26 protein-coding genes are annotated in these 24975 nt (G+C 67.6%); 9 read left to right on the forward strand and 17 right to left on the reverse strand.

Annotated elements, in window-relative coordinates:
* The first annotated feature begins 60 nt into the window (after positions 1-60).
* Both phnX and A3M1_RS0120095 read left to right on the forward strand, forming a co-directional pair.
* Entirely contained in the window at positions 61-879 is an 819-nt protein-coding gene (gene phnX, locus A3M1_RS0120090) for a phosphonoacetaldehyde hydrolase (protein WP_018390786.1), read from the forward strand.
* Positions 880-968: 89 nt separating this feature from the next.
* The gene (locus tag A3M1_RS0120095; protein ID WP_018963990.1) at positions 969-2228 is read left to right on the forward strand and encodes a glycosyltransferase family 2 protein; all 1260 of its coding nucleotides are present in this window, start codon (positions 969-971) and stop codon (positions 2226-2228) included.
* Here A3M1_RS0120095 and A3M1_RS26045 read toward each other — a convergent pair.
* The 5 genes from A3M1_RS26045 to A3M1_RS0120115 form a co-directional block, all read right to left on the reverse strand.
* Positions 2118-2693, reverse strand: coding sequence for a class I SAM-dependent methyltransferase (locus A3M1_RS26045; RefSeq protein WP_026291360.1), 576 nt, complete (start codon positions 2691-2693; stop codon positions 2118-2120). The two genes, A3M1_RS0120095 and A3M1_RS26045, sit on opposite strands and share 111 nt — an antisense overlap.
* Positions 2690-3427 (reverse strand): PIG-L deacetylase family protein, encoded by a 738-nt coding sequence (locus A3M1_RS0120100; RefSeq protein WP_018390788.1) that lies wholly within the window; start codon positions 3425-3427, stop codon positions 2690-2692. Before A3M1_RS0120100 ends, A3M1_RS26045 begins: the two co-directional genes overlap by 4 nt.
* Positions 3424-4554 carry a hypothetical protein gene (locus A3M1_RS0120105; RefSeq protein ID WP_018390789.1) on the reverse strand — a complete coding sequence of 377 codons (1131 nt, stop codon included), beginning with the start codon at positions 4552-4554 and terminating at the stop codon, positions 3424-3426. The genes A3M1_RS0120100 and A3M1_RS0120105 overlap by 4 nt, the downstream gene beginning before the upstream one ends.
* 105 nt (positions 4555-4659) lie before the next feature.
* Positions 4660-5562, reverse strand: a complete 903-nt coding sequence (locus A3M1_RS0120110) for a proline iminopeptidase-family hydrolase (RefSeq protein ID WP_018390790.1) — start codon at positions 5560-5562, stop codon at positions 4660-4662.
* 103 nt (positions 5563-5665) lie between these two features.
* Positions 5666-6427 (reverse strand): LuxR family transcriptional regulator, encoded by a 762-nt coding sequence (locus A3M1_RS0120115; RefSeq protein ID WP_018390791.1) that lies wholly within the window; start codon positions 6425-6427, stop codon positions 5666-5668.
* Between the two features lie 116 nt (positions 6428-6543).
* Here A3M1_RS0120115 and A3M1_RS0120120 point away from each other — a divergent pair, with 116 nt between their 5' ends.
* Genes A3M1_RS0120120 through A3M1_RS0120140 form a run of 5 tightly spaced genes read left to right on the forward strand, consistent with a single transcriptional unit; the run spans position 6544 to position 12427 of the window.
* The gene (locus A3M1_RS0120120) at positions 6544-7431 is read left to right on the forward strand and encodes a proline iminopeptidase-family hydrolase (protein WP_018390792.1); all 888 of its coding nucleotides are present in this window, start codon (positions 6544-6546) and stop codon (positions 7429-7431) included.
* 2 nt (positions 7432-7433) lie between these two features.
* Entirely contained in the window at positions 7434-8372 is a 939-nt protein-coding gene (locus A3M1_RS0120125) for an ABC transporter permease (protein ID WP_018390793.1), read from the forward strand.
* Between the two features lie 23 nt (positions 8373-8395).
* Complete coding sequence (locus tag A3M1_RS0120130) at positions 8396-9193, forward strand: ABC transporter permease (RefSeq protein ID WP_018390794.1); 798 nt, start codon at positions 8396-8398, stop codon at positions 9191-9193.
* Positions 9190-10893: an ABC transporter ATP-binding protein gene (locus A3M1_RS0120135; protein ID WP_018390795.1), complete on the forward strand. Its 1704-nt coding sequence runs from the start codon at positions 9190-9192 to the stop codon at positions 10891-10893. Before A3M1_RS0120130 ends, A3M1_RS0120135 begins: the two co-directional genes overlap by 4 nt.
* A gap of 19 nt (positions 10894-10912) precedes the next feature.
* Positions 10913-12427 carry an ABC transporter substrate-binding protein gene (locus A3M1_RS0120140; RefSeq protein WP_018390796.1) on the forward strand — a complete coding sequence of 505 codons (1515 nt, stop codon included), beginning with the start codon at positions 10913-10915 and terminating at the stop codon, positions 12425-12427.
* Positions 12428-12760: 333 nt separating this feature from the next.
* On the opposite strand, the gene A3M1_RS0120145 is transcribed toward A3M1_RS0120140, so the two are convergent.
* From A3M1_RS0120145 to A3M1_RS0120175, 7 genes are all read right to left on the reverse strand, one after another.
* Entirely contained in the window at positions 12761-13795 is a 1035-nt protein-coding gene (locus tag A3M1_RS0120145; RefSeq protein WP_018390797.1) for an extracellular solute-binding protein, read from the reverse strand.
* A 24-nt stretch (positions 13796-13819) separates the two neighbouring features.
* Positions 13820-14647 carry an ABC transporter permease gene (locus A3M1_RS0120150; RefSeq protein WP_018390798.1) on the reverse strand — a complete coding sequence of 276 codons (828 nt, stop codon included), beginning with the start codon at positions 14645-14647 and terminating at the stop codon, positions 13820-13822.
* Positions 14640-15563, reverse strand: a complete 924-nt coding sequence (locus A3M1_RS0120155; RefSeq protein WP_018390799.1) for an ABC transporter permease — start codon at positions 15561-15563, stop codon at positions 14640-14642. Before A3M1_RS0120155 ends, A3M1_RS0120150 begins: the two co-directional genes overlap by 8 nt.
* A 3-nt stretch (positions 15564-15566) precedes the next feature.
* The gene (locus A3M1_RS0120160) at positions 15567-16673 is read right to left on the reverse strand and encodes an ABC transporter ATP-binding protein (RefSeq protein ID WP_018390800.1); all 1107 of its coding nucleotides are present in this window, start codon (positions 16671-16673) and stop codon (positions 15567-15569) included.
* 121 nt (positions 16674-16794) lie between these two features.
* Positions 16795-18261, reverse strand: coding sequence for an amidase (locus tag A3M1_RS0120165; RefSeq protein ID WP_018390801.1), 1467 nt, complete (start codon positions 18259-18261; stop codon positions 16795-16797).
* 90 nt (positions 18262-18351) lie between these two features.
* Positions 18352-18693, reverse strand: a complete 342-nt coding sequence (locus A3M1_RS0120170; protein WP_018390802.1) for a hypothetical protein — start codon at positions 18691-18693, stop codon at positions 18352-18354.
* A 143-nt stretch (positions 18694-18836) separates the two neighbouring features.
* Positions 18837-19112, reverse strand: coding sequence for a hypothetical protein (locus A3M1_RS0120175; protein ID WP_018390803.1), 276 nt, complete (start codon positions 19110-19112; stop codon positions 18837-18839).
* A gap of 281 nt (positions 19113-19393) precedes the next feature.
* Between A3M1_RS0120175 and A3M1_RS0120180 the strand changes: the two genes are divergently transcribed.
* Complete coding sequence (locus tag A3M1_RS0120180) at positions 19394-20113, forward strand: response regulator (protein ID WP_018390804.1); 720 nt, start codon at positions 19394-19396, stop codon at positions 20111-20113.
* On the forward strand, positions 20110-21654 hold the full coding sequence (locus A3M1_RS0120185; RefSeq protein WP_018390805.1) for a HAMP domain-containing sensor histidine kinase: 1545 nt from the start codon (positions 20110-20112) through the stop codon (positions 21652-21654). Before A3M1_RS0120180 ends, A3M1_RS0120185 begins: the two co-directional genes overlap by 4 nt.
* 20 nt (positions 21655-21674) lie before the next feature.
* On the opposite strand, the gene soxA is transcribed toward A3M1_RS0120185, so the two are convergent.
* The 5 genes from soxA to A3M1_RS0120210 are packed head-to-tail and all read right to left on the reverse strand — an operon-like array spanning position 21675 to position 24975.
* Complete coding sequence (gene soxA, locus A3M1_RS0120190; RefSeq protein WP_018390806.1) at positions 21675-22463, reverse strand: sulfur oxidation c-type cytochrome SoxA; 789 nt, start codon at positions 22461-22463, stop codon at positions 21675-21677.
* Positions 22463-22783, reverse strand: a complete 321-nt coding sequence (soxZ, locus tag A3M1_RS0120195) for a thiosulfate oxidation carrier complex protein SoxZ (RefSeq protein ID WP_018390807.1) — start codon at positions 22781-22783, stop codon at positions 22463-22465. The genes soxA and soxZ overlap by 1 nt, the downstream gene beginning before the upstream one ends.
* Entirely contained in the window at positions 22780-23265 is a 486-nt protein-coding gene (locus A3M1_RS0120200) for a SoxY-related AACIE arm protein (RefSeq protein ID WP_018390808.1), read from the reverse strand. The genes soxZ and A3M1_RS0120200 overlap by 4 nt, the downstream gene beginning before the upstream one ends.
* 4 nt (positions 23266-23269) lie before the next feature.
* Positions 23270-23731, reverse strand: coding sequence for a sulfur oxidation c-type cytochrome SoxX (soxX, locus tag A3M1_RS0120205; protein ID WP_018390809.1), 462 nt, complete (start codon positions 23729-23731; stop codon positions 23270-23272).
* Positions 23728-24975: an NAD(P)/FAD-dependent oxidoreductase gene (locus A3M1_RS0120210; protein WP_018390810.1), complete on the reverse strand. Its 1248-nt coding sequence runs from the start codon at positions 24973-24975 to the stop codon at positions 23728-23730. Before A3M1_RS0120210 ends, soxX begins: the two co-directional genes overlap by 4 nt.

A 24975-nucleotide genomic window follows, 5' to 3' on the forward strand; every position in this document is an offset into this window, starting at 1 on the left:
AGCCTAGCGCCGTGCGTTCGGCCCGGGTCGTCGGGCGCCGGAGCACATGCCTTCAACCGGATGAACGCCATGTCACTGTCTCGCCTAAAGGCCGTCGTCTTCGACTGGGCCGGCACTGTCGTCGATTTCGGGTCGCTCGCCCCGATGGGCGCCTTTGTCGATGCCTTCGCCGAGTTCAATGTCGCGATCAGCATTGACGAGGCGCGTGTGCCGATGGGCATGGCCAAGCGCCCGCATGTGGCGGCACTGCTTGCCATGCCGCGCATCACAGGCGAATGGCAGCGCGTGCATGGCCACGCCCCCACCGAGGCGGACATCGATGCGGTCTACGCTGTGTTCGTGCCGAAGAACATCGCCGTGGCGGCAAGCTACGCCGATCTTATTCCCGGCGCGGCGGAGACGGCAGCCGCCGTGCGGGCCGAGGGGCTGAAGATCGGCAGCACCACCGGCTATACCCGCGAGATCATGGCGCGGATCACCCCGATCGCCGCCGCGCAGGGCTTTTCCGCCGATGCCATGGCCTGCACCGGCGACGTTCCGGACGGGCGTCCGACGCCCTTCCTGATGTGGAAGGTGCTGACCGAGCTTGAAATCTATCCGCCGTGGGCCGTGGTCAAGATCGACGATACCGAAGTGGGTATCAGCGAGGGGCTCAATTGCGGGGCCTGGACCGTCGGCGTCGCCGTCACCGGCAATGTCTTCGGCCTGTCGCGGGCCGACACCGACGCCCTCTCGGCGCACGACTTCGCCGCGCGCCGGGCGCAGGCGGTGGGCAAGCTGGCGTCCGCCGGGGCGCATTACGTGATCGATGGCGTCGCCGACCTGCTGCCGGTGCTCGCCGCCATCAATGGCCGTCTCGCCCGAGGTGAGCGCCCCTGAGCGTCACGGAGCCCGCACCCCTCCGGAGAGGGGGCTGACGGAACCGGAAGGCCCGCATGAGCGTTCGCGCTGTGCTCCAGAGGTCTTCCGTGTCCCCATCCATCTCGCCGCTCCGTCTCGGTCTCGCCCGCCTGCTCGAACGACAGGCCGGCTTCTCGCGCTTTGCGCCGCGCGTGGTGGTCGCGGTGCCTGCCCGCGACGAGGAGGGGCGCATCGAGCGCTGCCTTGCCGCGCTCGCCGGACAGCGCCGGGCGGAGGGTGATTTCGGCGCCTTCGGGGTGCTGGTTCTGGCGAATAATTGCCGTGACCATACGGTGCCTCGGGCGCGGAACGTGCTTGCCGCTGCCGGACTGCCGCATCGGGTCCTTAGCCTCGATGTGCCGCCCACCCATGCCAATGCCGGCTTTGCACGCGGGCTGGCGCTCGACCTTGCCGGCGCCTGGGTCGAGCGCGGCGGGGCGCAGGGGGCATTGCTGACCACGGATGCCGATACGGTGGTGGCGCCGGACTGGCTGGCGCGCAATCTCGCCGGGCTTTCGGCCGGGTGCGGCGCGGTGGCTGGCCGGTTCGAGCTCGATCCCGTCGAAGCGGCGGCGCTGCCATCGGCGCTGCCATCGGCGCTGCGGAGGCGTCGCCGGATTGAGGCCGCTTATGAGGCGGCGCTGCTGGCGCTGGCGGGACGGCTCGACCCGCTGCCGCACGATCCCTGGCCGAATCACTGGACCGCGTCCGGCGCCAGCTTCGCCGTGAGCCTTGCCGCCTATCGCCGAATTGGCGGCCAGCCGGAGGTGGAGGTCGGCGAGGACCAGGCGCTGGCGGCGGCGTTGGCGCGCCATGACATCCCGATCCGGCACGACCCCGACATCCTTGTCACCACCTCCGCGCGGCTGGAGGGGCGAGCGAGCGGCGGGTGCGCCGCGACGCTGCGCCAGCGGCTCGAACACCACGATATGCCCGGCGACGACAGACTGGAGGCGCTTCCCGTCGCCCTGCGCCGCATGGTGCTACGGCTTCGCCTGCGGCGGGCCGTCGCCGAAGGTCTCGACGCGCCGGCGTGGGAGCACCGACTGGCCTTGCAGGCCGGCACGCTGGAGAGCCCGGCGCGCCTTCAATTCGGCGAGGCGTGGGCGAGAGTGGAGGCTCACAGCCCTCATCTCGCGCGGCGCCCGTTACGGCCCTCGCAAATGGAGCGCCATCTCGTCGCCGCCCGCCAGCTGCTGCGGGCACTCGATAGCGCCTCAGGCGACGACAAGCAGGTCCAGGCGATAATCCTCGGTGCGCTGCTGAGTTATCGGCGCCAAGGTTCCGGCAGTGGCCGCGATGAAGAGCTCGGCAGCGTCGTCGCCTGAGAGCGGATAATCCGTCTCCCGCACCCAATGGACGAGCTCGACATGGGCGCCGGGACGGAGCGAATCCGTCACGCGCGCCGCGAGCCGGGACACGTCGGTTGGGTCAAGGTAGTAAACAACCTCCGACAGCAGGATGAGGTCGAACGTGCCCGTTGGCCAGGTGGCCGGAGCGCTGCCTTCCAGAAAGGCGATCTGGCTGAGGCCTCGACAGCGCTGGCGCGCCCGCCCCAATGCGATGGCTGCCGGCTCCATCGCGATCAGCTCATCGCAACGGGATGCCAGTCGCTCGGTCAGCACGCCGATCGAACAGCCGATTTCCAGCGCCCGCGCATAGCGTGGCCGGGGCAGAGCGGACAGCGTCGCGGTATATTTCGCCTGCTCGTAGGGGCTGGTCTCGAACGACCAGGGGTCGGGCGAGCGTTCATAGAGGGTGTCGAAATAGGTAGTGGGCAGGGAAGGGTTCATAGCGGGCACTCCATGAAGGTTTCCCAATCCGTGTCGAAACGCGCCAGCATATCCGGCGTGAGCCGGAAGCCCTTGGGATCGTCGACGATGAGCGCCGTGGTCTGTGAGGCATGGGCGGCGATGGCGCGCCGCTTCGCCGGCAGGTGATTGGCGACACGGACTCTCACGCCGTGCGGCCGCGCGCCCGGCAGCGGCAATTGCGGCGGCAGGGTAAGGCCCCAGATCGGGTATTCCCAAAGCGTCGCGCCGGGTACGCGCCGCGCCGCCGCGCGCGCCAGCGCGAAGCTGGCCTTGTGGTCGCCATGCGGGTCGTGCCGCCAAGTGACGGCGACCACGTCCGCAGCGGCGGCGAGGGTGGCGATACGGTCGCAGGCCTGTTCCGCCTCGCGCCCCGTCATCGGCACATGGCGATCCGGCAGTCCGGCGAAATGCACATGCGATGGCCCGACACTGAGAGCCGCCGCTGCCTCGATCGCCTCCTGCTGGCGCAGCTTGGCAAGAACCGGGGGCGGAAACAGTACCGAACCCGGATGCGAGCCGGCGCCATCGCTGATGATGAGGATGGACACCGGCAGGCCGGCCGCGCGGCAGTCGGAAATGAGGCCGCCGCAGCCCAGGCTTTCATCGTCGGGATGGGGCGCGATGACGAGGAGGCCGCGCCGGACGAAATCGCTCGGTTCCATTTCGGGGAAGCCGGCCATGGCCTCCAGCGCATCGCCGAGGGTCGGGCTCATCGCCAGAGGTCTCCGGTCCACTCGTCGCGGAACGCATGGGCGGCGCCAGCGCACAAGGCGCGGTCTGGCGCCGGCTGGCGCAGATAGGTGGCAAGATCCCGGCACAGGCGCTCAAGCGGGTGGGTGCGCAGAAACCCGGCGAGTCCGACTGAACGCTGCACCCGCTCCAGCGTCTCCAGCCCGCTGCGCTCCACCGCCGAACGAGCCAGGTTCACATAAGCGACGGCGCGCTCCGCCGCTTCGGGCGTATCGGCCACCTCCGTCGCCTCGGCCAGGCGGGCGGCCTGCCCGACCCAGAGCCGGGCGGTTTCGGCAGCAATCAGCGCCTCGCCCATGCGCGCGAGCTGATGCGGGTCCTCGTGCCGCCCGTTGGCATGCAGGAAGTCCTTTGCCTCGTCGATCAGCCGCTCAATGCCGCCGAGCTGGACGGCGCAGAAGCGCCAGGCGCCGGCAGAGAAATGCGGCTGCCGGTGATAGTCACCGGCGCCGCCGAGAAGATCCTCATCCGGCACGGCCAGCCCGGTGAAGCGGAAGCTGCCGGTGGCCGAGGCGCGCATGCCATGGGCCCGCCAGTCCGACAGGTCGGCGCGCTCGGCGTCGTCCAGCCGGGGCAGCACCATCCGCCATGCGCCATCCACGTCACGGGCGGTAATCAGCGGGCATGCGATATGGCCGGCTCCGGAGGCAAAGGTCTTGCTGCCGACAAGACGGTGTGCGTCGCCCTCGCGCACCAGCCGCACCCCATCCGCGCCCTCGGTGTTCCAGACGCCGAACAGAGCCCCCTCGGCCGCCCGGCTTCGGGCGCGAAGGATTTGCGCGCGGGTGCCGTAGCGGATAATCAGCGCCGCGGCATTGACGTGGCCTTCGTAAAGTCGCCCGAGCGGCAGGCCGCCATGGCCGATGAGGCGCAGCACCTCCGACAGTTCGTCCGGCGCGCCGATGGCGATGCCGGCCGCCTCCTTCGTGCCGAAAGGAGCGGTGAGGGCGCCGATGGCGGCGAGGCGTGCGATGTCCTGCGAGGGAAAGCTGCCGTCTTCGTCCAGCACCGCCGTGTGGCGGGCAAGGCGGCGCAGATCGCCAAGCAGCGATTCATGTCCCCTGGTGCGGTTGGCCGCGATGTCGAGCATGTACGTGTCCCCTTTGGCCGGGGACAAGTAGCGGCAGCGACCCGCGGTTCCGGCGCAGCGACCGGGAGGCTATGCCCTCAAGTGTGCCGGGTTGGCCGGCTCGCTTTAATCGTGCTGCTGGAGGAAGTCGGAGACCACCGTCAGGCAGGCCTCCTTTTCCTCGACATGCGGCATGTGGCTGGACTCGGGAAACAACACCCAGCGTATATCGGGTACCTTCTCGCGATAGGGACGCACCACCTCGGGCGTGGCCTCGTCATGGGCGCCTGAGATCAGCAGGGTCGGCGCGGCGATCTGCGGCAGCCGGCTCTCGATGGTCCAGTCCTTCATCGTGCCGATGACGTGGAACTCAGTCGGCCCGTTCATGTGGCGATAAACCGTGTTGTCCGCATCTATTGCCGCGAAGGTGCGGGCGACCTCCGCCGGCCAGGGCGTGACCCGGCACACATGGCGGTCGTAGAACGCCATCGAGGCCTTGATGTAATCGGGATGGGTGAGCGTGCCGGCCGCCTCGTGGGCGAGCAGCGTCGCCTGCACCTCGGCGGGAAGTTCGCGGCGCAGGCGGTTCGCCTCGGCGACCCAGGTGTGCATGTTGGCGGGGGAATTGGCGATGACGAGCGCTTTCAGCCCCTGCGGCCGGCGCACCGCGTGCTCGGCCCCCAGCATGCCGCCCCAGGACTGGCCGAGAAAGGCGTAGCGCTGCGCGATGCCCAGATGCGCCAGCAGCGCGTCGAGCTCGGCGAGGAACAGCTCCACGGTCCAAAAGTCAGGACCCTTCTCGGGCAGGTGGGTCGACTTGCCATTGCCGAGCTGGTCGTAATGGATGACGGCGCGGCCATCGAGGGCGGCGATATCCTTGAAGGAATCGACATAGTCGTGGGTGCAGCCGGGGCCGCCATGCGCCACAACAAGCGGCAGGCGCGGGCTGTCGAGGGCGCCGGTCACGCGGTACCAGGTTTGGTATCCTCGGAAGGACAGAAACCCCTCCACGCTGCCCACTGCGTTCATGCCTGATCTCCCTGCCGCCCGTGTCGATGGCGAGGAAAATAGGCAGTCGGCGAAGCGTGCGGCAGCTATCAGAAGTGATAGGCGGGAAGGGGAGGGCGCAGGGTCAATCGAGCAGGCGCAGGCGCGCCGCACGCACCGCCGCCTGTGTGCGGTTCTTCGCCTGCAATTTGCGCATGGCGGCGTTGAGATGCATCACCACGGTGGGGACGGAGCGGCCGAGCGCGCGCGAGATCTCCTTCGCGGATAGTCCCTCGGCAGCATGGCGCAGGCATTCGCGCTCACGGGCGGTCAGGCGGGGAAGACCGTCGAGCCGGCGGTCCTCCCGCAGCGCGCCGGCCGCCGCGTGCTGGAACAGGTGCGCCAGCAGGCCGAATTCGCCCAGGCAGTGCTTGGCCTCGCGCTCGGCAAAACGCCCATCGCCGCAGCGTATGCCGGTGATGGTGGCGTAGTCGCCGCCGGGCATGTGCACCGGCACGGTGACGCCGGCGCTCATGCCGCGCGCGGCGAGGAAGTCGGCCACCGGGGCGCTGTCCTCGTTCATGAAGGCCCGGATCAGAGTCTCGGCGCGTGCGTCGTAGTTCCAGACGAAAGGCCGTGTGGTGCCGAGCGCCACCTTCTGCACCGGGTCGAGGCGGAAATAACCCTGGCCGACCCAGTAGTCGCGCATGGATTCGTCGACATTGCGCAGCTCCAGCACGGAGGGCATCATCTGTGCGCCATCGAGGTCAAAGCGCGCCGGGGTGTAGTCATAGATCAGCGCGTCGAAGCCGAAACCGTGCATGGCTTCAAACAGGAGATCGACCTGCGCGCCCAGCGTCGTGGCCGCGTCCAGCCGCTGTTCGATCATTCCGATATCGGCACCCATCGCCCGAGCGTCCCCCGCCTCTAGGGGCAAACCTATCACTTCTGATAGCTGGTTTGGACTCCCGTTTTCTCTACGAATTGAGCATGCCTTTTTGTTGAGCAGGGACGGGCCGGACGATGTGGCGGGAGATTGAGCCGCATGAGCGGCATGAGGTGAGGGTCGGTGAGCACCGGGTGGTGGCCTATTCATTCGGCACCGGCGCGGAAACCGTCTTTCTCCTCAATGGCGGGCCGGGGCTGGCCTGCGACTATCTGCGCGAGGCGCATTCCTGCCTGATCGATCAGGGCTACCGGGTGGTGGCGTTCGACCAGCTCGGCACCGGCGCCGCCGACCGGCCGACAGACCCTGCGCTGTGGACGATCGCGCGCTATGTCGAAGAGACCGAGACCGTGCGCGCCGCGCTTGGCCTCGGAAAGGTGCATCTGCTCGGCCATAGCTGGGGCGGGTGGCTCGCCATCGACTACGCGCTGGCCTACCCGCAGGCGCTGAAAAGCCTGATCCTCGCCGACACGGTGGCCGACATGCCGCATCTGGTGAGTGAGTTGGAGAAGCTGCGCGCCGCGCTCGGGCCGGAGACGGTGGCAATGATGCAGAAGCACGAGGCGGCCGGCAGCTTCGACCATCCCGAATACCAGGCCGCCATCACGCTGCTGAACTACCGCCATGTCTGCCGCCTGCCGGAATGGCCGGCGCCGGTACAGCGCTCGCTGGCCGACTGGAACATGGGCCCCTATGGCACCATGCAGGGGCCGAACGAGTTTCTCTACACCGGCAATCTGAAGGACTGGAACCGCATCCCGGATCTGCCTCGCATCACCGTGCCGACGCTGATCGTGGTGGGCGAGCGCGACGAACTGACCCCGGCCTGCGCCATGAAGATGAAGCACGCTCTGCCGCAGGCGCGGATCAATGTCGTCGCCAATGCCAGCCACATGCCGTTCTACGAGAACCCAGCCGGCTATTACCCGCCTCTGCTCGACTTCCTCGCCAGCGTATCGCGATAGAGATGCGCCGCTATTCCTTCATCCTGATGCGGCCGCTGCAATTCGTGCCGGTCGTGTTCGGCGTCAGCCTCATCACCTTCATCCTGGTGCGGATGATCCCCGGCGATCCGGCGCGGGTCCTGCTGGGCGCGCGCGCCACGCCGACCGCCATCGCCAATATCCGCGCGCAATTCGGCCTCGACGAGCCTTTGTGGCTGCAATATCTGTATTTCCTGCGCAATCTCGCCAATGGCGAGATGGGCATGTCGATCGTCTATCGGATCGACGTGCTGCGGCTGATCGGCACCCGCATCGAGCCGACCTTTGCGCTCATCCTGTGCAGCGTGCTGCTTTCCATCCTCATCGCCGTGCCGCTGGCGGCGCTCGCCGCCCGCAACCAGGGCAGGCCGGTCGACCACGCGATCCGCGTCGTCTCCACTTTCGGCATCGGCTTTCCACCCTTCTGGTTGGGGCTGATGCTGATCATGCTGCTGGCGGTGAGGTTCCCGATTTTCCCCGTCTCCGGCTATGGCGAGACGCTGGGCGACAAGCTGGCGCATCTGGCGCTGCCCGCGCTCACCATCGCGTTGTCGCTGTCCACCGTGCTGCTGCGCTCGCTGCGCGCGGCGATGGTGGACTGGCTGAAATCGGACGTTGCCACCGCCGCCCGGGCGCGGGGCATGCCCGAGTCCATCGTGTTCTGGCGCCATGTGCTGCCCAATTCCATCGCGCCCACCATCAACCTGCTGGCGGTGAACATCGGCTGGCTGATCGGCGGCACGGTGGTGATCGAGAGCATCTTCGCCCTGCCTGGCATGGGGCAATTGCTGGTGCGCGCCATTTTCTCGCGCGATTACATGGTGGTGCAGGGCGTCGCCATGGTGTTCGCCTGCGCCACCGTGCTGGTGAACTTCCTCGCCGACATCGCCACCGTCGCCGCCGATCCACGGGTGAAGCTGTGAGCGCGCCCGTCTCCGCCACGCGGATGAACCGCACGCTTCTCGCCGGACTTGTGATTGTCGGGGGCTTTGCCCTGGCCGCTCTCGCCGCGCCGCTGATCGCTCCCTATGACCCGATCTTCCAGGATGGCGCGGCGCGCATCCAGCCGCCGTCGCTGGCGCACCCGTTCGGCACCGACAATTTCGGCCGCGACATCCTCTCGCGCATCATTTTTGGCGCCCGGGTCGACCTGCAGATGGCCGTGATTGGCGTGTTTTTCCCGCTGGTCATCGGCACCGTGATCGGCGCGATTGCTGGCTTTTTCGGTGGCCTCGTTGATGCGGTGCTGATGCGGCTGATCGACATCATCCTCGCCTTCCCCTTCCTGGTGCTGATGCTCTCCATTATCGCCATTCTCGGGCCGGGGCTTTCCAGCTTCTACATCGCGATGGCGCTGGTCGGCTGGGTGTCTTATGCGCGCCTCATCCGGGCGCAGATTCTCGTTCTGAAGAATGCGGATTACGCCGTGGCGGCGGTGAGCCTTGGTTTTTCGCGCACCCGCGTGCTGTTCCGGCACCTGCTGCCCAATTCGGTGGCGGGCTCGCTGGTGTTCTGCATGTCGGATTCGGTGCTGGTGCTGCTGTCGGGGGCGGCGATCTCCTATCTCGGCCTTGGCGTCCAGCCGCCGACGGCGGAGTGGGGCATCATGGTGGCGGAGGGGCAGGCCTTTCTCTCCCAGGCCTGGTGGATCACCCTGTTCCCCGGCCTGTCTATCGTCCTGCTGGCCTTCGGTTTTTCGATGATCGGCGACGCGCTCGGCGAAGCGATGGGAGTGCACGAATGAGCACCCCGCTGCTGTCGATCCGCGATCTCTCCGTCAGGGTGCGCGGCGAACAAGGCCCGCGCACCCTGCTCGACCGCGTCTCGCTCGACCTTCAGCCCGGCGAGATTCTCGGGCTTGTCGGCGAGAGCGGGTCGGGCAAGAGCTTGCTGTGCCGGTCGCTGGTGCAGTTGCTGCCATCGCGCGCCATCTCCGTCACCCAGGGCGAGGTGAGAATGGGCGGGCGCGACCTGCTGGCGCTCAGCGAAGCGCAGATGCAGCAGGTGCGCGGCGCCGAAATAGGCATGATATTTCAGAACCCTAGCAGCCATCTCGACCCTGTCATGCGGGTCGGCGACCAGATTGCCGAGGGGCTGCGCTTTCACCGTCGGCTGGATCGGGCGGCGGCGCAGGCGGAGGCGATCGCGCTGATGCGGCAGGTGGGATTCACTGATCCGCCGCGCCAGTTCGCCGCCTATCCGCACGAGTTTTCCGGCGGCATGCGCCAGCGCGCCATGATTGCGGTGGCGCTGGCCTGCGACCCGAAAATCCTCATCGCGGACGAGCCGACAACCGCGCTCGACGTCACCATCCAGGCGCAAATCCTGCGTCTTCTCATGGAGTTGCGGGAGGCGCGCGGCCTTTCCATCATCCTGATCACCCATGATCTCGGCGTGGTCGCGCAGACCTGCGACCGCATCGCGGTGATGCGGCAGGGGCGGGTGGTCGAGGCGGGCGACAAGCGCGCGCTGCTCGCCCGGCCCGCCCATGCCTATACGCGGGCGCTGATCGCCAGCCACCCCTCAATGCCCGTGACCAATGAGTGCAGTGAGGTGGACGATCAGGCCGATGAGGCCAAAGAGGCCAACCTGCCGACCTCCTCCGCCGTGCCGGCACGCCCGCTGGTGGAGATCGACGATCTTCACATCCGATTCCCGCTCCCCGGCGGCCTGTTCGGCCGCCGCCGCAGCTTCAGCGCCGTGGACGGGGTGTCACTGCAGATCCGGCCCGGCGAGACGGTCGGCATTGTCGGCGAGAGCGGCTCGGGAAAGTCGACGCTGGCGCGGGCGATGCTCGGCCTCACCCCGATCTCCGACGGGCACATCAGCTTCGATGGCACCACCCTGCGGGGGCAGCCGGGGGTGGCGCTGGCGAAGATCCGGCACCAGGCCGCCATGGTGTTCCAGGACCCGTTCAACTCGCTCAACCCGCGCCTGACCATCGGCCAGACGTTGACCGAGGTGCTGCGCGTGCAGGGCAAGGTGCCTTCGGCCGCTATTCCGGCACGGGTGGCGGAACTGCTGGCGCTGGTGGAACTCGACCCCGAACTCGCCGGCCGCCGGCCGCGCCAGCTCTCCGGCGGCCAGTGCCAACGCGCCGGCATCGCCCGGGCGCTGGCGGTCGATCCCCGGCTGATCGTCGCCGATGAATGCGTCGCCGCGCTCGACGTCACCATCCAGGCGCAGATCGTCGCGCTGTTCCAGCGGCTGGTGAAGACCATGGAACTGACGCTGGTGTTCATCGCCCACGACCTCGCCATCGTGCGCCATCTCTGCGCGCGGGTGGTGGTGATGCATCACGGCCGCATCGTGGAGGAGGGGCCCTGCGCCGAGGTGTTCGAGCGGCCGCGCGAGGCCTACACCGCCGCGCTCATCGCCGCCATTCCCGACATCGATCCGGACCGGCGCCTGCTGGCGCCGCCGGTGGAGAAGTTAGCCAGCTAACCACCAGAGGAAGAAACACGTGAAAACCGCCTTCCGCAAATCCCGCCTCGCGGCCTTTGCCGCGCTTCTTTCGCTGTCGACCAGCTATGCCCACGCCGCCGGCGTGCTCACCATCGCCCGCAACGAGGATTCCACCACGTTCGACCCGATCAAGTCGGCGCAGAATGTCGACAATTGGGTGTTCTCGAACGTGTTCGACGTTCTGGTGCGGGTGGACGCCAGCGGCACCAAGCTGGTGCCGGGCCTTGCCGAGAGCTGGACGATTTCCGATGACGGCCTGACCTACACTTTCAAGCTGCGCGACGCGAAGTTCTCCGATGGCGCCCCCGTCACCGCCGAGGACGCCGCCTTCTCGCTGATCCGCATCCGCGACGACAAGGGCTCGCTCTGGGGCGACAGCTTCAAGGTGATCGACACCGCCACCGCCACCGACCCCAAGACGCTGGTGGTGAAGCTGAAGGGCAAGTCGGTGCCGTTCCTGTCGATGATGGCGCTGCCCAACGCTTCGGTGCTGCCGAAGAAGCTGGTGGACGGCGCCGCCGCCGACGCCTTCGCCGAGAAGCCGGTCGGCTCGGGTGCCTTCAGCCTGGTGGAGTGGCGCCGCGGCGACCGCATCATCCTGAAGAAGAACCCCAATTACTGGGACGCCGCCAAGGTGAGCCTCGACGGCGTGGAATGGCTGGTCATTCCCGACGACAACACCCGCATGCTGAAGATCCAGGCCGGCGAGGTGGATGCCGCCATCACCGTGCCGTTCTCCCGCGTCGCCGAGCTGAAGACCAATCCGGACCTCAAGGTCATCAGCGATCCCTCGACCCGCGAGGACCACATGCTCATCAACCATGAGCATGGCGCGCTGGCGAAGAAGGAGGTGCGCGAGGCGCTTGATATGGCGATCGACAAGCAGGCGATCGTCGAGGCCGCCACTTTCGGGCTGGGCGAGGTCGCCTATTCCTATGTGCCCAAGGGCGCGCTCTATCACTATGCCGACAATCTGCGCCGGCCCTATGACCCGGAAAAGGCCAAGAAGATGCTGGCCGATGCCGGCGCCTCCGGCCTCACGCTGAACTACGTCGTCAATGCCGGTAAGGAGACGGACGAGCAGATCGCCGTTCTCGTGCAGCAGCAGCTGGCCAAGGCCGGCGTCGGCGTGACGCTGCAGAAGGTCGACCCCAGCCAGAGCTGGGACATGCTGGTGAACGGCGACTACGACATCTCGGTGATGTACTGGACCAACGACATTCTCGATGTCGACCAGAAGACCACCTTCGTGCTCGGCCACGACACCAACATGAACTACATGACCCGCTACAAGAATGACGAGGTGAAGGCGCTGGTGGAAGCCGCCCGGCTGGAAACCGACCCGGCCAAGCGCGAAGCGATGTATGTGACGCTGCAGAAGCTGGCCAAGGGCGACGTCAACTGGATCGACCTCTATTACAGCCCCTATATCAACGTCACCGCCAAGAATATCGAGAACTTCCACCAGAACCCGCTGGGCCGCTTCTTCCTTGAAGAGACGGTGAAGAACTGAAGCGCGAGCGGGGCGGCCGGTGCCAAATGCCGGCCGCTGCTGACTGCGGCCTGCTGACTGCCGCCTGCTGACTGCCGCTCCTGCGGGCGCTCTTGCCGGCCGCTCATTCTGTCGTCAAGCCGGGGGCCTCGGGCCTCCGTCATCCCGGCCGCCGCCGCAAGGCGGCGCGCCGGGATCGTCCGCCAGGAAAGGCCAGCATCCCGGACAGGACCTGCAGTCCTTCCGGGATGACGCCGCTGGACGCATTCCACGTCCGGTTGCTCTCTCCGCCCCTCGCCGGACACAAAAAGGGGAGGGCCGTTTGGCCCTCCCCCTGTCCGATGCCCTGAGGCGTCACTTGTTGATGTCGGTCCAGATCCGGGCATAGAGCTGGGAAACTTCCGGCGAGCAGGTTTCCAGGAACTGGCCGGCCTTCTCGAATTCCGGCGGCACGTTCAGCTCCGGCGCGCCCTTCATGTCGGCGGGGAAGAAGGCTTCCGAACCCTTGATGCCGTTGGCATATTTGGCGAAGGCCGAGATCATCGCCGCGTTTTCCGGCTCCATGATGAAGTTCATGAACGCCTTGGCGTTCTCAACATTCTTGGCGTCCTTGAGGATGGTCACGCTGTCCATGAACAGCGGATAGCCTTCCTTGGGATAGCCGAAGGCGACATCGGGGTTCTTCAGGCGCGCGCGCAGGATGGCGCCGTTCCAGTAATACACCCCGGCATAGTCGCCCGAGGGCAGCTTCTCGGTGACGGAATAATCCATCGCCAGCCATTTCGGCTTGGCTTCCAGCAGCTTGTCGCGCACCTGCTTCAGCAGCGCCTTGTCAGTGGTGCACCACTCGCCGCCGAGATAGCGGATGGTGGCGTAGAGCACGTCGTTCATTTCCGGCTCGACATTGATCTTGCCGACCAGTTCCTTCGGCGGATCGAGGAAGATCGCGGAGGTGTTGATGTCGCCGCCATAGACCTTCTTGTTGACGCCGATGCCGCTCAGGCCCCACTGCCACGGCACCGAATAGTGCCGGCCCGGATCCCAGGCGACATTCACCCAGCGCGCGTCCACATTCTTGAAGTTCGGCATCTGGTCGGGCCTGGCCTCCAGCAGCAGGCCCTCCTTGATCCAGATCGGGAGGTAATTGGCCGAGGGAACCACGATGTCGAAGCCATGGCCGCCGGCGCGGATCTTGGCCAGCGCGGTATCGTTGGAATCGTAGTCGGTGACGGTCACCTTGACCTTGTGCGTCTCCTCGAACTTCTTGATCAACTCGGGGCTGGTGTAGTCGCCCCAGTTGTAGATGTTCAGCTGCCCCTCGGCGCTGGCCGCGCCCGCGCTGACGAGAAGGGCGAGCGCCGCCGCCAGCGTCGTCGATTTCAAGCTCATGGTCCCACTCCGTCCTGTGTTGGTTCAGGCTTTTTTGCGGTTGATGAAGAAGAACATCGTTACCAGCGCCACCGACAGCACGAGGAAGGCGGCGGCGATGGCGTTGATCTCGGGCGTCACCGCCCGGCGCAGCTGGCCGAGCATATAGGTGGGCAGCGTGTCCTGCCCGCCCGACTTGACGAATTCGGAGATCACCACGTCGTCCAGCGAGATGACGAAGGCCAGCATGAAGCCGGCGATGATGCCGGGCCGCAGCAGCGGCAGCGTCACCCGGCGAAACACCTGCCAGGGCGGGGCGTAGAGGTCCGCCGCCGCGCGCTCCAGCGACTGGTCCATCCCCTCCAGCCGGGCGCGGATCGGCAGATAGGCGAAGGGGATACAGAAGGCGGTGTGCGCGAGGATGAGGTAGCCCAGGCCCGTATAGCCGGTCCACACCTTCACCTTCGCGAACACGATCAGCAGCGCCACGGCGGTGACGATTTCCGGCACCATCAGCGGCAGGTTGATGAAGGCGTATTTGAACGACAGGCCGGGATAGGGCGGGGTGCGGGTGGTGGCGAGCGCCGCCATGGTGGCGGCGATGGTCGCCATGCTTGCCGCGCTCGCCGCGATGATCAGCGAGCGCCACGCCGCGTCCTGCACCGACTGGTTCTGCGCGGCGGCGGCGAACCAGTGCAGCGAGAACCCGCCCCAGGAGGACAGCGAGTCGCTGGCGTTGAAGGCGTAGACGACCAGGGTGATGATCGGCAGATAGAGCAGCACGAAGGTGAACAGCGCGATGGCGCCGAAGCCGGGCTGGGAGCGGATGTCGAACCGCCCCCGGGTGCGGAAATCAAACAGCGCCCTAGCCATGCCCGCCTCCCGACCGCGCGGCGTTGCGCACATAGAACAGCATGGCCACCATCACCAGCACCATCAGCGTGATCGACAGTGCCGCGCCGAGCGGCCAGTTACGGCCGGCGCCGAATTGCAGCTCGATCAGATTGCCGAGCATCAGGTTCTTGCCACCACCGAGCACGCGCGGAATGACATAGGCGCCGAGCGAGGGGATGAAGACGAGGATCGAGCCGGCGACGATGCCGGGCTTCACCAGCGGGATGATGATCCGCCGCAGCACGGCGAGCCGGCCGGCATAGAGGTCGTACCCCGCCTCGATCAGCCGGAAATCCAGCTTTTCGAGGCTGGCATAGAGCGGCAGCACCATCAGCGGCAGATAGACATAGACCATGCCGAACAGGATCGCCCAGTCGGTGTACATGATCGGGATCGGCTCCTGGATCACCCCGAGCCACATGAGCAGCGTGTTCAGCACGCCCTCATTGCGGATCACCTGCTGCATCGCGAAGGTGCGAATGAGCAGATTGGTCCAGAACGGGATCGTCACCAGGAACACCCAGATCTCGCGGCTGTGGCGCGGCCGGGTGGCGATGAAATAGGCGGTCGGGAACCCCAGCGCGAGGGTCAGCACGGTGGTGATGACCGACAGCCGCACCGAGCGCCACAGGATCGACAGATGCGCGTCGGCGAGGGACAGGGTGTCGTCGAAGATGTCGCGCTGGAAGAAGACCGAGAACCAGCCGTCGAGCGAGAACTCGCCCGGCTTCACGTCGCCATAATCGCCCTTGGCCATGAAGGAATAGGCCAACATGACGAAGAGCGGGCCGATGGAGGCGATGAAGACGATGAGCAGCGCGGGCGCCGAGAGCAGCCAGCGCGAGCGGATCTTGCCCTGTTCGTCCCGGCGGGCGATCTCTGCGGCGCTGGCCATGGCTCAGTCCCGCAGCACTTGCGCGGCATCGGGCGCGATCTCGATGCCGACGCGCGCGCCGACTTCGGCGCCACAGGACTGGCTGCGCGAATTCTGCTGGCGCACCATGAAGGTGATCCCCTCGTCCAGCTTCACATGGATGTGGGTATCGGTGCCGAAATAAACGACGTTCTCCACCAGGCCGGAGAGTTGCCCGCCGCTTGCGACCACGCGGGCATGTTCGGGCCGCACCACCAGCGTCGCCTCGCCTGAGGGCACATAGCCATCGGCGAGGGTGGCGGACATCTCGACGCCGGAAGGCAGCCGCACCCGCGCCATGCCGGCCTCGATGCCGACCATGGCGGCGGGGAGGAAATTGGTCTCGCCGATGAAGTCGGCGACGAAGCGCTCGGCCGGCTTGTCGTAAATGTCCCAGGGCGTGCCGATCTGCAGCACCTTGCCCTTGGACATGACCGCGATGCGGTCGGACATGGTGAGCGCTTCTTCCTGGTCGTGGGTGACGAAGATGAAGGTGATGCCGGTCTCGCTCTGCATGCGCTTGAGCTCGATCTGCATCTCCTTGCGCAGCTTGTAGTCGAGCGCGGAGAGCGGCTCGTCCAGCAGCAGCACCTTCGGCGCCGGTGCCAGCGCCCGGGCGAGGGCGACGCGCTGGCCCTGGCCGCCGGAAATCTGGTCGGTGCGGCGCTGCGCCAGCTCCTCCATATGCACCAGCTTCAGCATCTCGGCGACGCGGGAGGCGATCTCACCCTTCGGCCGGCCGAGCATCTGCAGGCCGAACGCCACATTCTCCCAAACGGTGAGGTGGGGAAACAGCGCGTAGCTCTGGAACACGGTGTTGATCGGCCGCTTGAAAGGCGGCAGGCCGGCAATGTCCTCGCCATGCAGGCGAATGGAGCCTTCGGTGGGATACTCAAATCCCGCGATCATCCGCAGCAGCGTGGTCTTGCCGCAGCCGGAAGGACCCAGCAACGTGAAGAATTCATTCTCGCGAATGGCGACGGAAACATTGTCCAGCGCGCGCAAGGCGCGCGGTCCTTCGCCAAATTGCTTGACGATACCCCTGCATTCGACAGCGATGCGGGCGTCCGGTACAGCGGCAGGCTCCGGCATTATTCACCCGTTGCTAGACACGAGCCTTCTCAGGGAAGGCGAACACACCGCTCACGGCGCTATCGTGAAGCAGCGTATGTGAGCCCTCTTCATCCGGCAAGCGGGGTGGCGCCGAATGTGATCATATTTTTGGCTCGTCCTGTTTGCAGGCAATCGGCGGGCGGCGTCCGGCCCAGGGCGCGGCTTCCTCGATGCGGGCGCACAGGCCGAGCAGCGCCTCGTCATGGCCGAAGGGCGCGGCGAGGTGAATGCCGACGGGAAGCCCTTCCGCCGTCCAGTGCAGCGGCAGCGAGGCGGCCGGCTGGCCGGAGGCGTTGAAGGCGGCGGTGAAGGGCGAATAGGCGAACACCCCGTCCGGCCCCATCCGGTAATCGAGATAATTCCGGCCGACATGGTCGAAACGCCCGAGCTTCGCCGGCGGCTCGGCCAGCGTGGCGGTCAGGAAAAAATCGGCGCGCTGGAAGAACGCCGCCATCTCCCGCCCATAGGCGTGCACCTTGTTGACGGCTTCGAGATAGTCGGCGCCGCTGATGCCGCGCGCATACTCGACCGCCGAGCGGGCGACGCTCTCGATCTCGCCGTCCTCCAGCGGCCGGCCGCGCCGCCGCACCGCGCCTTCCACCGTCAGGGCGGTGCCGCAGCCGACAATCTTGGTCCAGGCCGCCATCATGCCCGCCGTATCGGCCTCCGGCCGGGCTTCGACCAGACGGTGGCCGAGGCTCTCCAGCAGCTTCGCCGCTGATTCTACCGCCGCCTTGCAGTCCGGCGCGATGGGATCGCCGGTCAGGGTCGTGGTGGTGAAGGCGATGGTGAACGGCCCGTCGCGCCGCGCCAGCGCCGCGCCGAACGAGGCTTCCAGCGGCGGCGCGACATAGGGTGCGCCGAGGTCGGGGCCCTGCGTCACGTCGAGCAGCACCGCGCTGTCGCGCACCGAGCGTGTCAGAAAGCCGTCGATCGCCATACCGGCCCAGCCCTCGCCGACATAGGGCCCATCCGGGGTGCGGGCGCGGGTGGCCTTGAAGCCGAACAGCCCGCAGGAGGAGGCGGGAATCCGCACCGAGCCGCCGCCATCCGAGCCATGCGCGGCGGGGAGGATGCCGGCCGCGACGGCGGCGGCGGCGCCACCGGACGAGCCGCCCGGCGTGTGGTCGAGATTCCACGGGTTGCGGGTCGGCCCGCCATAGACCGCCGACTCGGTGGTCGGGCCAACGCCGCCCTCGGGCGAGGTGGTGCGGCCGAATGTGACGAGGCCGGCCGCCCGGAGCCGGGCATAGATCGCCGAATCCTTGGCATAGCGGGTGTCGGCGAACAGGCGTGAGCCGTTGTTGCTGGGAAAATCGATCGCCTCGGCGCCAAGGTCCTTGAGCAGGAACGGCACGCCCCGCAGCGGCCCCTCGGGCAGGCCTTCCTCGATCAGCCGCCGCGCCACCTTTTCCTGCAGCAGCGTCACCGCGTTCAGCTGCGGGTTGAGCGCGGCGACGCGGGCCAGCGCCTCGTCCAGCAGCTCACCGGGGGTGACGTCGCGCTTGGCGACATGCTCGGCAAGGGCGACGGCGTCGCTCTGATCGTAAAGCTCGCTGATATCCATGGGGGTGGGTCCGCTACCGAGGGGGTAGCGATGTATCGCCTCCCGGCAGGCTGGGGCGCAAGGGCTGTCTGGTTGCGCAACCTCTCCCGTTCACCGGCCGGGCGCGACGGCGACCTGGCGCCGTGCAGCGCCCGCCGCCCCGGGAACCGGCGAAGGATCAGGCGCATGAGCGGGCGCGTGAGCGGGCGAATGAGCGGGCTTGGCCAGTTGCTCGCGATAGGCCGGCAGCACCTGCAGGGCGAAGGCGACCAGCCGCTCCTCATCCCTTTCGCCAAGGCGGAGGGCTTCCATCAGGGCGGAGGCCAGCCGCATCCGCATCACCTCGTCGACCCCGTCGCGATTGAGCCGCGTGGCGGCGTCCTGCGCCTGGGCGATGCATCGGTCGAGAAGGCGGACGGTTTCCGGATCAAGGCGGACGTAACGCGACGACATACTCATTCCCCATGCGGCCATTTGCGGCCTGCGCGGGTGATGTAGGGACTCCGGACTCGCCGGCAAGGGGAGTGACATTGCCGCACGTGCGAAGGGCGCGGACCTCGCGGACCGCGCCCTTGCGTTTGCCGTTGACGAAGCTCTCAGCGGGTGGAGCGGGCGTTCTGCTCGATCTGGCGCTGGATGTAGGGCTCGACATTCTGGGTGGCGGGCTGCTGCACATAGGTGTTGCGGCCCTCGATAACAGGCGCGCCGGCACCGCCATTGGCCCGCGCCTCGCTGGCGCTGCGGACGGCGGCGTCATAGCCGGCCTTTTCCACCGGGTCGCGTCCTTCCGCCAGCGCCGTGTTGACGAGGCCGGCGGCGGAAAGGGAAAGAACGGCGGCGGTGAGGGTCATCTTCCAGTTGAACGTGGTCATAATCTTCTCTCCATTTTGGTTATCTCCTGTTCCGAATTTTCGGTGCGCAGGAGAATGCGTATAGGTGAAGCGAGTAATTGCGTTTACTCGGGTGTCCGGCGCGGCATCGGCTTGCCGTCGTCCGATGAAGCCAATCTAGGGGAGAGATGTCGCAGAACTTCTTGCGAAAGAGCCGCCAATTGTCTCGGCCTGTCGCAGCCGATCGGCGCTATACGCTTTGTTACAATTTTTCCCAGCGGGCAAAGGGCGATGGCAGTATGTAAAAGGCGTGGAGTTTTCGCATGGACGCCGTACCGCACATCGCCATCGTCGACGACCATCGCGACATTCGCGATCTGGTCGGCAAATATCTGCACCGGCACGGCTACCGCACCTCGCTGGCCGAGAACGCGAGCGCGTTCCGCCGGCTGATGGAGCGCAATGCCTTCGACCTCGTGGTGCTCGACGTGATGATGCCGGGCGAGGACGGGCTCTCGCTGTGCCGCTATCTCCGAGAATCCACCAGCCTGCCGGTCATCATGCTCACCGCCATGGCGGAGGAGACCGACCGCATTGTCGGGCTGGAGCTGGGCGCCGATGACTATCTTTCCAAGCCGTTCAACCCGCGCGAACTGCTCGCCCGCATCAAGGCGGTGCTGCGCCGGGTGCAGAGCCTGCCGCCGCAGCGCGGTCAGCTGAAGGCGAAGGAACTGCGCTTCGACCGGTGGGCGCTCAATGTCGGGCGGCGCGAGCTGATCGACCAGGACGGGCTGACCGTGCCGCTGAGCACGGCGGAATTCCGGCTGCTGAGCGTTTTTCTCGACCATGCCGGGCTGGTGCTGAGCCGCGACCAGCTGCTTGACCTCACCGTGGGGCGCAGCGCCGAGCCGTTTGACCGGGCGATCGACAATCAGGTGAGCCGGCTGCGCAAAAAGATCGAGACCGACCCGAAATCGCCCGCGCTCATCAAGACGCATTGGGGCGGCGGCTACAGCTTCTCGGCCGAGGTGGAAGGCCAATGATCGCCATGTGGAACCGCAGCCTGACCGCCCGCTTCGTCGCCGTGATGCTGCTGGCGCTCGCGGTTTCGCAGGGCATCAGCTTCCTTTTGTTCACCGATGAGATGGGCGGCGTGCTGCTGCGCGCGGCCAAGGCCGAATTCCTCAGCCGCAGCGCCTCGGTGGCGCAGGTGCTGGAAACCACCCCGCCCGCCGTGCAGCACGATATTCTGCAGGCCAGCGGCACCAGCTACACCCGCTTCTGGGTGACGCCGACCTTCCCCGGCAATGTCGAGAGCTGGCGGGTGGAGGCGAAGGACAAGCTCGCCGAGCCGCTGCCGACGCTGGCCAATCTGGCGGGCACCGAACAGGGGGGGCCGGAAACGGTGGTGGAGAGGGCGGCGGCGCCGGCGCTCGCGCCGCAGCCGGTGAGCGTCACCGTCGCCTCGCCGACCCCTGCCAGCGGCGCGCCCTATTCGACCTGGCTCGACCTGCCGGCGCATGCCTGGCCGCTCTCGCGGGCGGCCAAGTTCATGTATTGGGGCGATGCCACCGGCATGGGCCTTGCCGTGCAGCTGAAGGACGGCTCCTGGCTCAACAGCGCCTTCTCCAAGAAGATGTCGAACAGCATGCTCTCCGCCCGCTCGCTGATCTCGCTGGGGGTGACGGCGTTCATCCTGTCGCTGTGCGCGGCCTTCATCGCCCGCACCATGACCAAGCCGATGCGGCGGCTGGCGGCGGCGGCGGAAGCGCTGGGCCGGGGCGAGAGCGTGGCGCCGCTGCAGGAAAAGGGGCCGGACGATCTGCGCCACACGGCGGTGGCGTTCAACCTGATGCAGTCGCGGCTGCAGCGCTTCGTCGAGGACCGCACCCGCATGCTGGCGGCGATCGGGCATGATCTGCGCACGCCGATCACCTCGCTGCGGCTGCGGGCGGAATTCGTCTCCGAGGACGAGACCCGCGAGAAGATGCTCGACACGCTGGACGAGCTGCGCGCCATGACCGAGGCGACGCTGGCCTTCTCGCGCGAGCAGGCGACCGAGGAGGTCACGCGCAATGTCGACCTCACCGCGCTGGTGGGCAGCCTGTGCGACGACCTGATCGAGCTTGGCTATGAGATCACCTGCGTCGAAGGGCCGAAGATCAGCTATCGCTGCCGGCCGGACGCGCTGAAGCGGGCGGTGCGCAATCTGGTGGAGAACGCTGTGCGCTATGGCGAGCGCGCCCGCGTCACCTTGCGCACAACGCCGCAGGCGATCGAGATCGAGATCGAGGATGACGGTCCGGGCATTCCCGCCGACATCGCCGAGAAGGTGTTCGAGCCGTTCTTCCGCATGGAGCATTCGCGCAACCGCGAAACCGGCGGGATCGGCCTCGGCCTGTCGATCTCGCGCAACATGGTGCGCCATCATGGCGGCGACATCACGCTGGCCAATACCGGGCAGGGGCTGCGCGCCACCATCAGCCTGCCCCATGCCGCCATCGCCGGGCCGGAAGCGAAAGGCCCGGTGCGCGCGTCGCGTCGGCCCGGCCTTGTCCTCGGCGCCCGCACGCCGGCGGAGTGATGTTGCCCGCCCGCTTCTGACTACGGCCGCACAGCCGGCGTCTCGATCTCCATGCCCGCGGCGCGCTGCATGAGATAGAGCTCCAGCGCGATGAACTCCTCGGAGCCCGCCGCGAAGGGTTCGGCGCGCACGCCGATCATGCAGTTGCGCAGCCGGCGCTGCAGCGAGCCGATGCCCTGCCATTCCAGCCGATAGAGGGGATAGCCGGTGGGGTGCGCCTGCGTGACCGCGCTGCCGGCAAGGCGCTGGTTCCAATGGTCGTCGTGGCAATTGGCGCAGGAAAGGTCGAGCTGGCCCATGCGGGTGGTGAAGATCTGTCGGCCGGTCTCGCGATAGGGGGCGAGCCGGGGCTCCTTCGGCGGCGCGATCGGCAGGCCGCGCGATTGATGCGCCACCAAGGTGGTGAGCGCCAGCAGCGCGTCGCTGTCGCGCGGCAGGTCCGGCGCGCCCTGCCGCTCGCTGCGGCACTGGCGGATGCGTCCCGTGAGGTCGATGAGTTTTCCGCTGGCGGCGTCAAAGGCGGGAAAGCGGGTGGCGACGCCGCGCATCGCCTCCGCCGCGCCATGGCAGCCGGCGCAGGAGCGGCCGGACGCGCCGGCCTTCTCTTCCCACAGGCTGGCGCCCTGCAGCACCCAGAGCATGCCGGGATTACTGGTGTCATCCGCCTGCATCGCCTGCGTCTGCGGCGCCATGAAGGCGCGGCCTGAGCGCCGCTCTCCCGGGGCGATCTCGCCCGCCGACGCGTCGCCGCCCAGCAGCGCCAGCGCCAGAGCGGCAAAGACGGGCAGGCGCGCGGCCGGCCGGCGCATCAGCTGACCACGATCTCGGCGCTGGCGGTCTCTGTCTGCCCCTTGTCGTCGGTCCATTCAAACGCCACCGTGCCGCTCTCCGTCGCGATGAGGCTGAACGACACGAAGGGATTGGCGGAGACGGCCGGGAAGAACTCGGCCGAGAACACTTCCGCGCCGCCATAGGTGCATGTGAGGCGAGTGATGATGTCGCGGGGGATCTCGGCCCCATTGGGCCCCATGCGGTAGCCGGTCTCCATCGGGTGGGCGATCATCGCCCTGACGTCGACAATCTCGCCGCGCTTGGCTTCCGGCGGCACACTGACGAGCGCGCGGGTCATGACAAATCCTCGATACAGGCGGCGAGGGTGACGATGACATTCGCCTCGCTCGACCAATAGGTGCCGTCGCTGAGCTCGGCGACGGCGAGCACGGTCTGCGAGGTCGCCAGCCTTATGCGGGTGGAAATCCGCGCCCGGCCATTGTGGGGGCCGAGGCGGAAGATCGCGACATCCGCCTGCGGGTTCTTCTCATTGAACAGGCCGATGCGGCGGACATGGGCGGCGTCCGTCATCGGGCTTTCGACCTCGACGGTGACGCCGACCGCATTGCCGTTTTCCACCAGCGGCGGCACGGTGAGCTTCACCCGGCCGGCCGTGACCGGCACGCCGCCGGTGAAGCCGGCCACCGCCTGCTCCAGCGAGGGCCGCGCCAGCGCGCGCAGCGGCAGCGCCATGACGAGAATGCCGACCCCGCCCGCCAGCACGGCGCGCCGGCCGAGCGAGGGGCCGCCGGCGGGTTCCAGTGCGATGGGTTCTGTCATCGGCTCACTCCTTTAGCGTCACGAGATAGGCGACCAGGTGCTCGATCTCTGCGGCGCCGAGCACCGGCTTTCCCTGCCAGGCCGGCGCGATCCGTGCGCCATCAGGCGGCGCATGATAGGTGGGCATGAGGCTCTCCGGGTTGAGCCGCTTCATGTCGACGATCCTGAGCCGGATCTGGCCCTCGTCAAGCCGTGAACCGATGCCGGTAAGGCTCGGTGCCAGCGTGCCCTGCAGCTGCGCCGCGCCGCCCGGGACGGCGTGGCACAGGATGCACAGGCTGCGGTGCCGCTCGCCGATCAGCGCCTGCCCGAGGGCGGCATCGCCGCGCCTGCCCGCCAGCGGCTCAATTATCGCGTCACCCGTGACGACATAGCGCTCCGGCCCGGCCGGTTCCTCCGCCCGCGCGGCATTCCCCGTTCCGCCGCAGGCGAGGGCTAAGGCGGCGCCCACGAGCGCCTGCCTCACGCGAAGGCCTCGGTGGTGATGGTCTGGAACCAGGCCTCGCCATAGGCGGCCTCCTCGGCCCGGACAGAGGCCGGGGCGTCGAGCGGGGAGGTGCCGCCGGCGCCCTCGACCTCCGCCAGCAGCCCGTTCTGCGGGGCGTAGACGCCAGCGATGGAGATGCCGTAATCCGGCGCCAGCAGGCTGTAGCAGGTGTTGATCAGCTTCGGCTCGGCGGGATTTCGCTCGCGCAGCAGGGCGATGACGGCGCTGGCGCAGGCCTTGGCCTGGGCGTTGGCGGTGAAGGCGGATTTCGGCATCGCCCCGCCAATGGCGGCGTCGCCGATGACATGGATGTTGGGCACCAGCCGCGATTCGAAGCTGACAGGATCGATCGGGCACCAGCCGGTGCGGTCCGCGACGCCGGCCAGCGCCGCGATGGCGCCGGCGCGCTGGGGGGGAATGACATTGGCCACCGCCGCGCGGTGTTCGCCGAAATCGGTGCGCAGCGTCCGTGTCGCGGCGTCGACCCCGGTGACGGCGCCGCCGAACGACAACCCGACCCATTCGATCATGCCGGGATAGAGCGCGGCCCAGCCAGCCTCGAACAGGCGCTGCTTGGAAAAGCCGTCCTTGGCGTCGAGGATGAGGATCTTCGAGCGCGGCTTGTGCGCCTTGAGGTAATGCGCGATCAGGCTCGCCCGCTCATAGGGCCCGGGCGGGCAGCGGAACGGATTGGTCGGCGCTGAGATGACCACCAGCCCGCCATCCTCCATCGCCTCCAGCTGGCGGCGCAGCAGCAGGGTCTGCTCGCCCGCCTTCCAGGCGTGCGGCATCAGCTGGCTCGCGGCCGCGTCATAGCCGGGGAGGGCGTCGAAGTTGAGGTCAATGCCCGGGGCGATGACGAGCCGGTCATAGCTGAGCCGCACCTCGTCGGCGAGCACGACGCGGCGCTGGTCCGCCTCGACGCGCACGGCCTTCTGCGGCACATGGGTGATGCCGTCGGCTTCGATCCCGGCATAGCCGAAATGCTGGGCCTTCATGTCGCGCAACCCGGCAATCACCGCATTGCTGAGCGGGCAGGCGGTGTAATGGGCGTTGGGCTCGACCAGCGCCACCGCGATGCCGGGGTCTTCGCGCTTCAGCGCACGGGCGAGGCTCGCCCCGCCGAAGCCGCCGCCGATCACCACCACGCGCGGCGCCGCCTGCGCCAGCACGGCAGGGCCTGCGAGCGCGGCACAGGCCCCCGCCGCGAAGGCGCCGAGCAC

The sequence above is a fragment of the Ancylobacter sp. FA202 genome (assembly GCF_000380205.1).
GTDB lineage: Bacteria > Pseudomonadota > Alphaproteobacteria > Rhizobiales > Xanthobacteraceae > Ancylobacter.

What these genes read in the sequence shown, in the direction of transcription:
- phnX (WP_018390786.1), top strand. Translation starts at nt 61, where the DNA reads ATGAACGCCATGTCACTGTCTCGCCTAAAGGCCGTCGTCTTCGACTGG.
- A3M1_RS26045 (WP_026291360.1), bottom strand. Translation starts at nt 2,693, where the DNA reads ATGAACCCTTCCCTGCCCACTACCTATTTCGACACCCTCTATGAACGC.
- A3M1_RS0120100 (WP_018390788.1), bottom strand. Translation starts at nt 3,427, where the DNA reads ATGAGCCCGACCCTCGGCGATGCGCTGGAGGCCATGGCCGGCTTCCCC.
- A3M1_RS0120105 (WP_018390789.1), bottom strand. Translation starts at nt 4,554, where the DNA reads ATGCTCGACATCGCGGCCAACCGCACCAGGGGACATGAATCGCTGCTT.
- A3M1_RS0120110 (WP_018390790.1), bottom strand. Translation starts at nt 5,562, where the DNA reads ATGAACGCAGTGGGCAGCGTGGAGGGGTTTCTGTCCTTCCGAGGATAC.
- A3M1_RS0120115 (WP_018390791.1), bottom strand. Translation starts at nt 6,427, where the DNA reads ATGGGTGCCGATATCGGAATGATCGAACAGCGGCTGGACGCGGCCACG.
- A3M1_RS0120120 (WP_018390792.1), top strand. Translation starts at nt 6,544, where the DNA reads ATGTGGCGGGAGATTGAGCCGCATGAGCGGCATGAGGTGAGGGTCGGT.
- A3M1_RS0120125 (WP_018390793.1), top strand. Translation starts at nt 7,434, where the DNA reads ATGCGCCGCTATTCCTTCATCCTGATGCGGCCGCTGCAATTCGTGCCG.
- A3M1_RS0120130 (WP_018390794.1), top strand. Translation starts at nt 8,396, where the DNA reads ATGAACCGCACGCTTCTCGCCGGACTTGTGATTGTCGGGGGCTTTGCC.
- A3M1_RS0120135 (WP_018390795.1), top strand. Translation starts at nt 9,190, where the DNA reads ATGAGCACCCCGCTGCTGTCGATCCGCGATCTCTCCGTCAGGGTGCGC.
- A3M1_RS0120145 (WP_018390797.1), bottom strand. Translation starts at nt 13,795, where the DNA reads ATGAGCTTGAAATCGACGACGCTGGCGGCGGCGCTCGCCCTTCTCGTC.
- A3M1_RS0120150 (WP_018390798.1), bottom strand. Translation starts at nt 14,647, where the DNA reads ATGGCTAGGGCGCTGTTTGATTTCCGCACCCGGGGGCGGTTCGACATC.
- A3M1_RS0120155 (WP_018390799.1), bottom strand. Translation starts at nt 15,563, where the DNA reads ATGGCCAGCGCCGCAGAGATCGCCCGCCGGGACGAACAGGGCAAGATC.
- A3M1_RS0120160 (WP_018390800.1), bottom strand. Translation starts at nt 16,673, where the DNA reads ATGCCGGAGCCTGCCGCTGTACCGGACGCCCGCATCGCTGTCGAATGC.
- A3M1_RS0120165 (WP_018390801.1), bottom strand. Translation starts at nt 18,261, where the DNA reads ATGGATATCAGCGAGCTTTACGATCAGAGCGACGCCGTCGCCCTTGCC.
- A3M1_RS0120170 (WP_018390802.1), bottom strand. Translation starts at nt 18,693, where the DNA reads ATGTCGTCGCGTTACGTCCGCCTTGATCCGGAAACCGTCCGCCTTCTC.
- A3M1_RS0120175 (WP_018390803.1), bottom strand. Translation starts at nt 19,112, where the DNA reads ATGACCACGTTCAACTGGAAGATGACCCTCACCGCCGCCGTTCTTTCC.
- A3M1_RS0120180 (WP_018390804.1), top strand. Translation starts at nt 19,394, where the DNA reads ATGGACGCCGTACCGCACATCGCCATCGTCGACGACCATCGCGACATT.
- A3M1_RS0120185 (WP_018390805.1), top strand. Translation starts at nt 20,110, where the DNA reads ATGATCGCCATGTGGAACCGCAGCCTGACCGCCCGCTTCGTCGCCGTG.
- soxA (WP_018390806.1), bottom strand. Translation starts at nt 22,463, where the DNA reads ATGCGCCGGCCGGCCGCGCGCCTGCCCGTCTTTGCCGCTCTGGCGCTG.
- soxZ (WP_018390807.1), bottom strand. Translation starts at nt 22,783, where the DNA reads ATGACCCGCGCGCTCGTCAGTGTGCCGCCGGAAGCCAAGCGCGGCGAG.
- A3M1_RS0120200 (WP_018390808.1), bottom strand. Translation starts at nt 23,265, where the DNA reads ATGACAGAACCCATCGCACTGGAACCCGCCGGCGGCCCCTCGCTCGGC.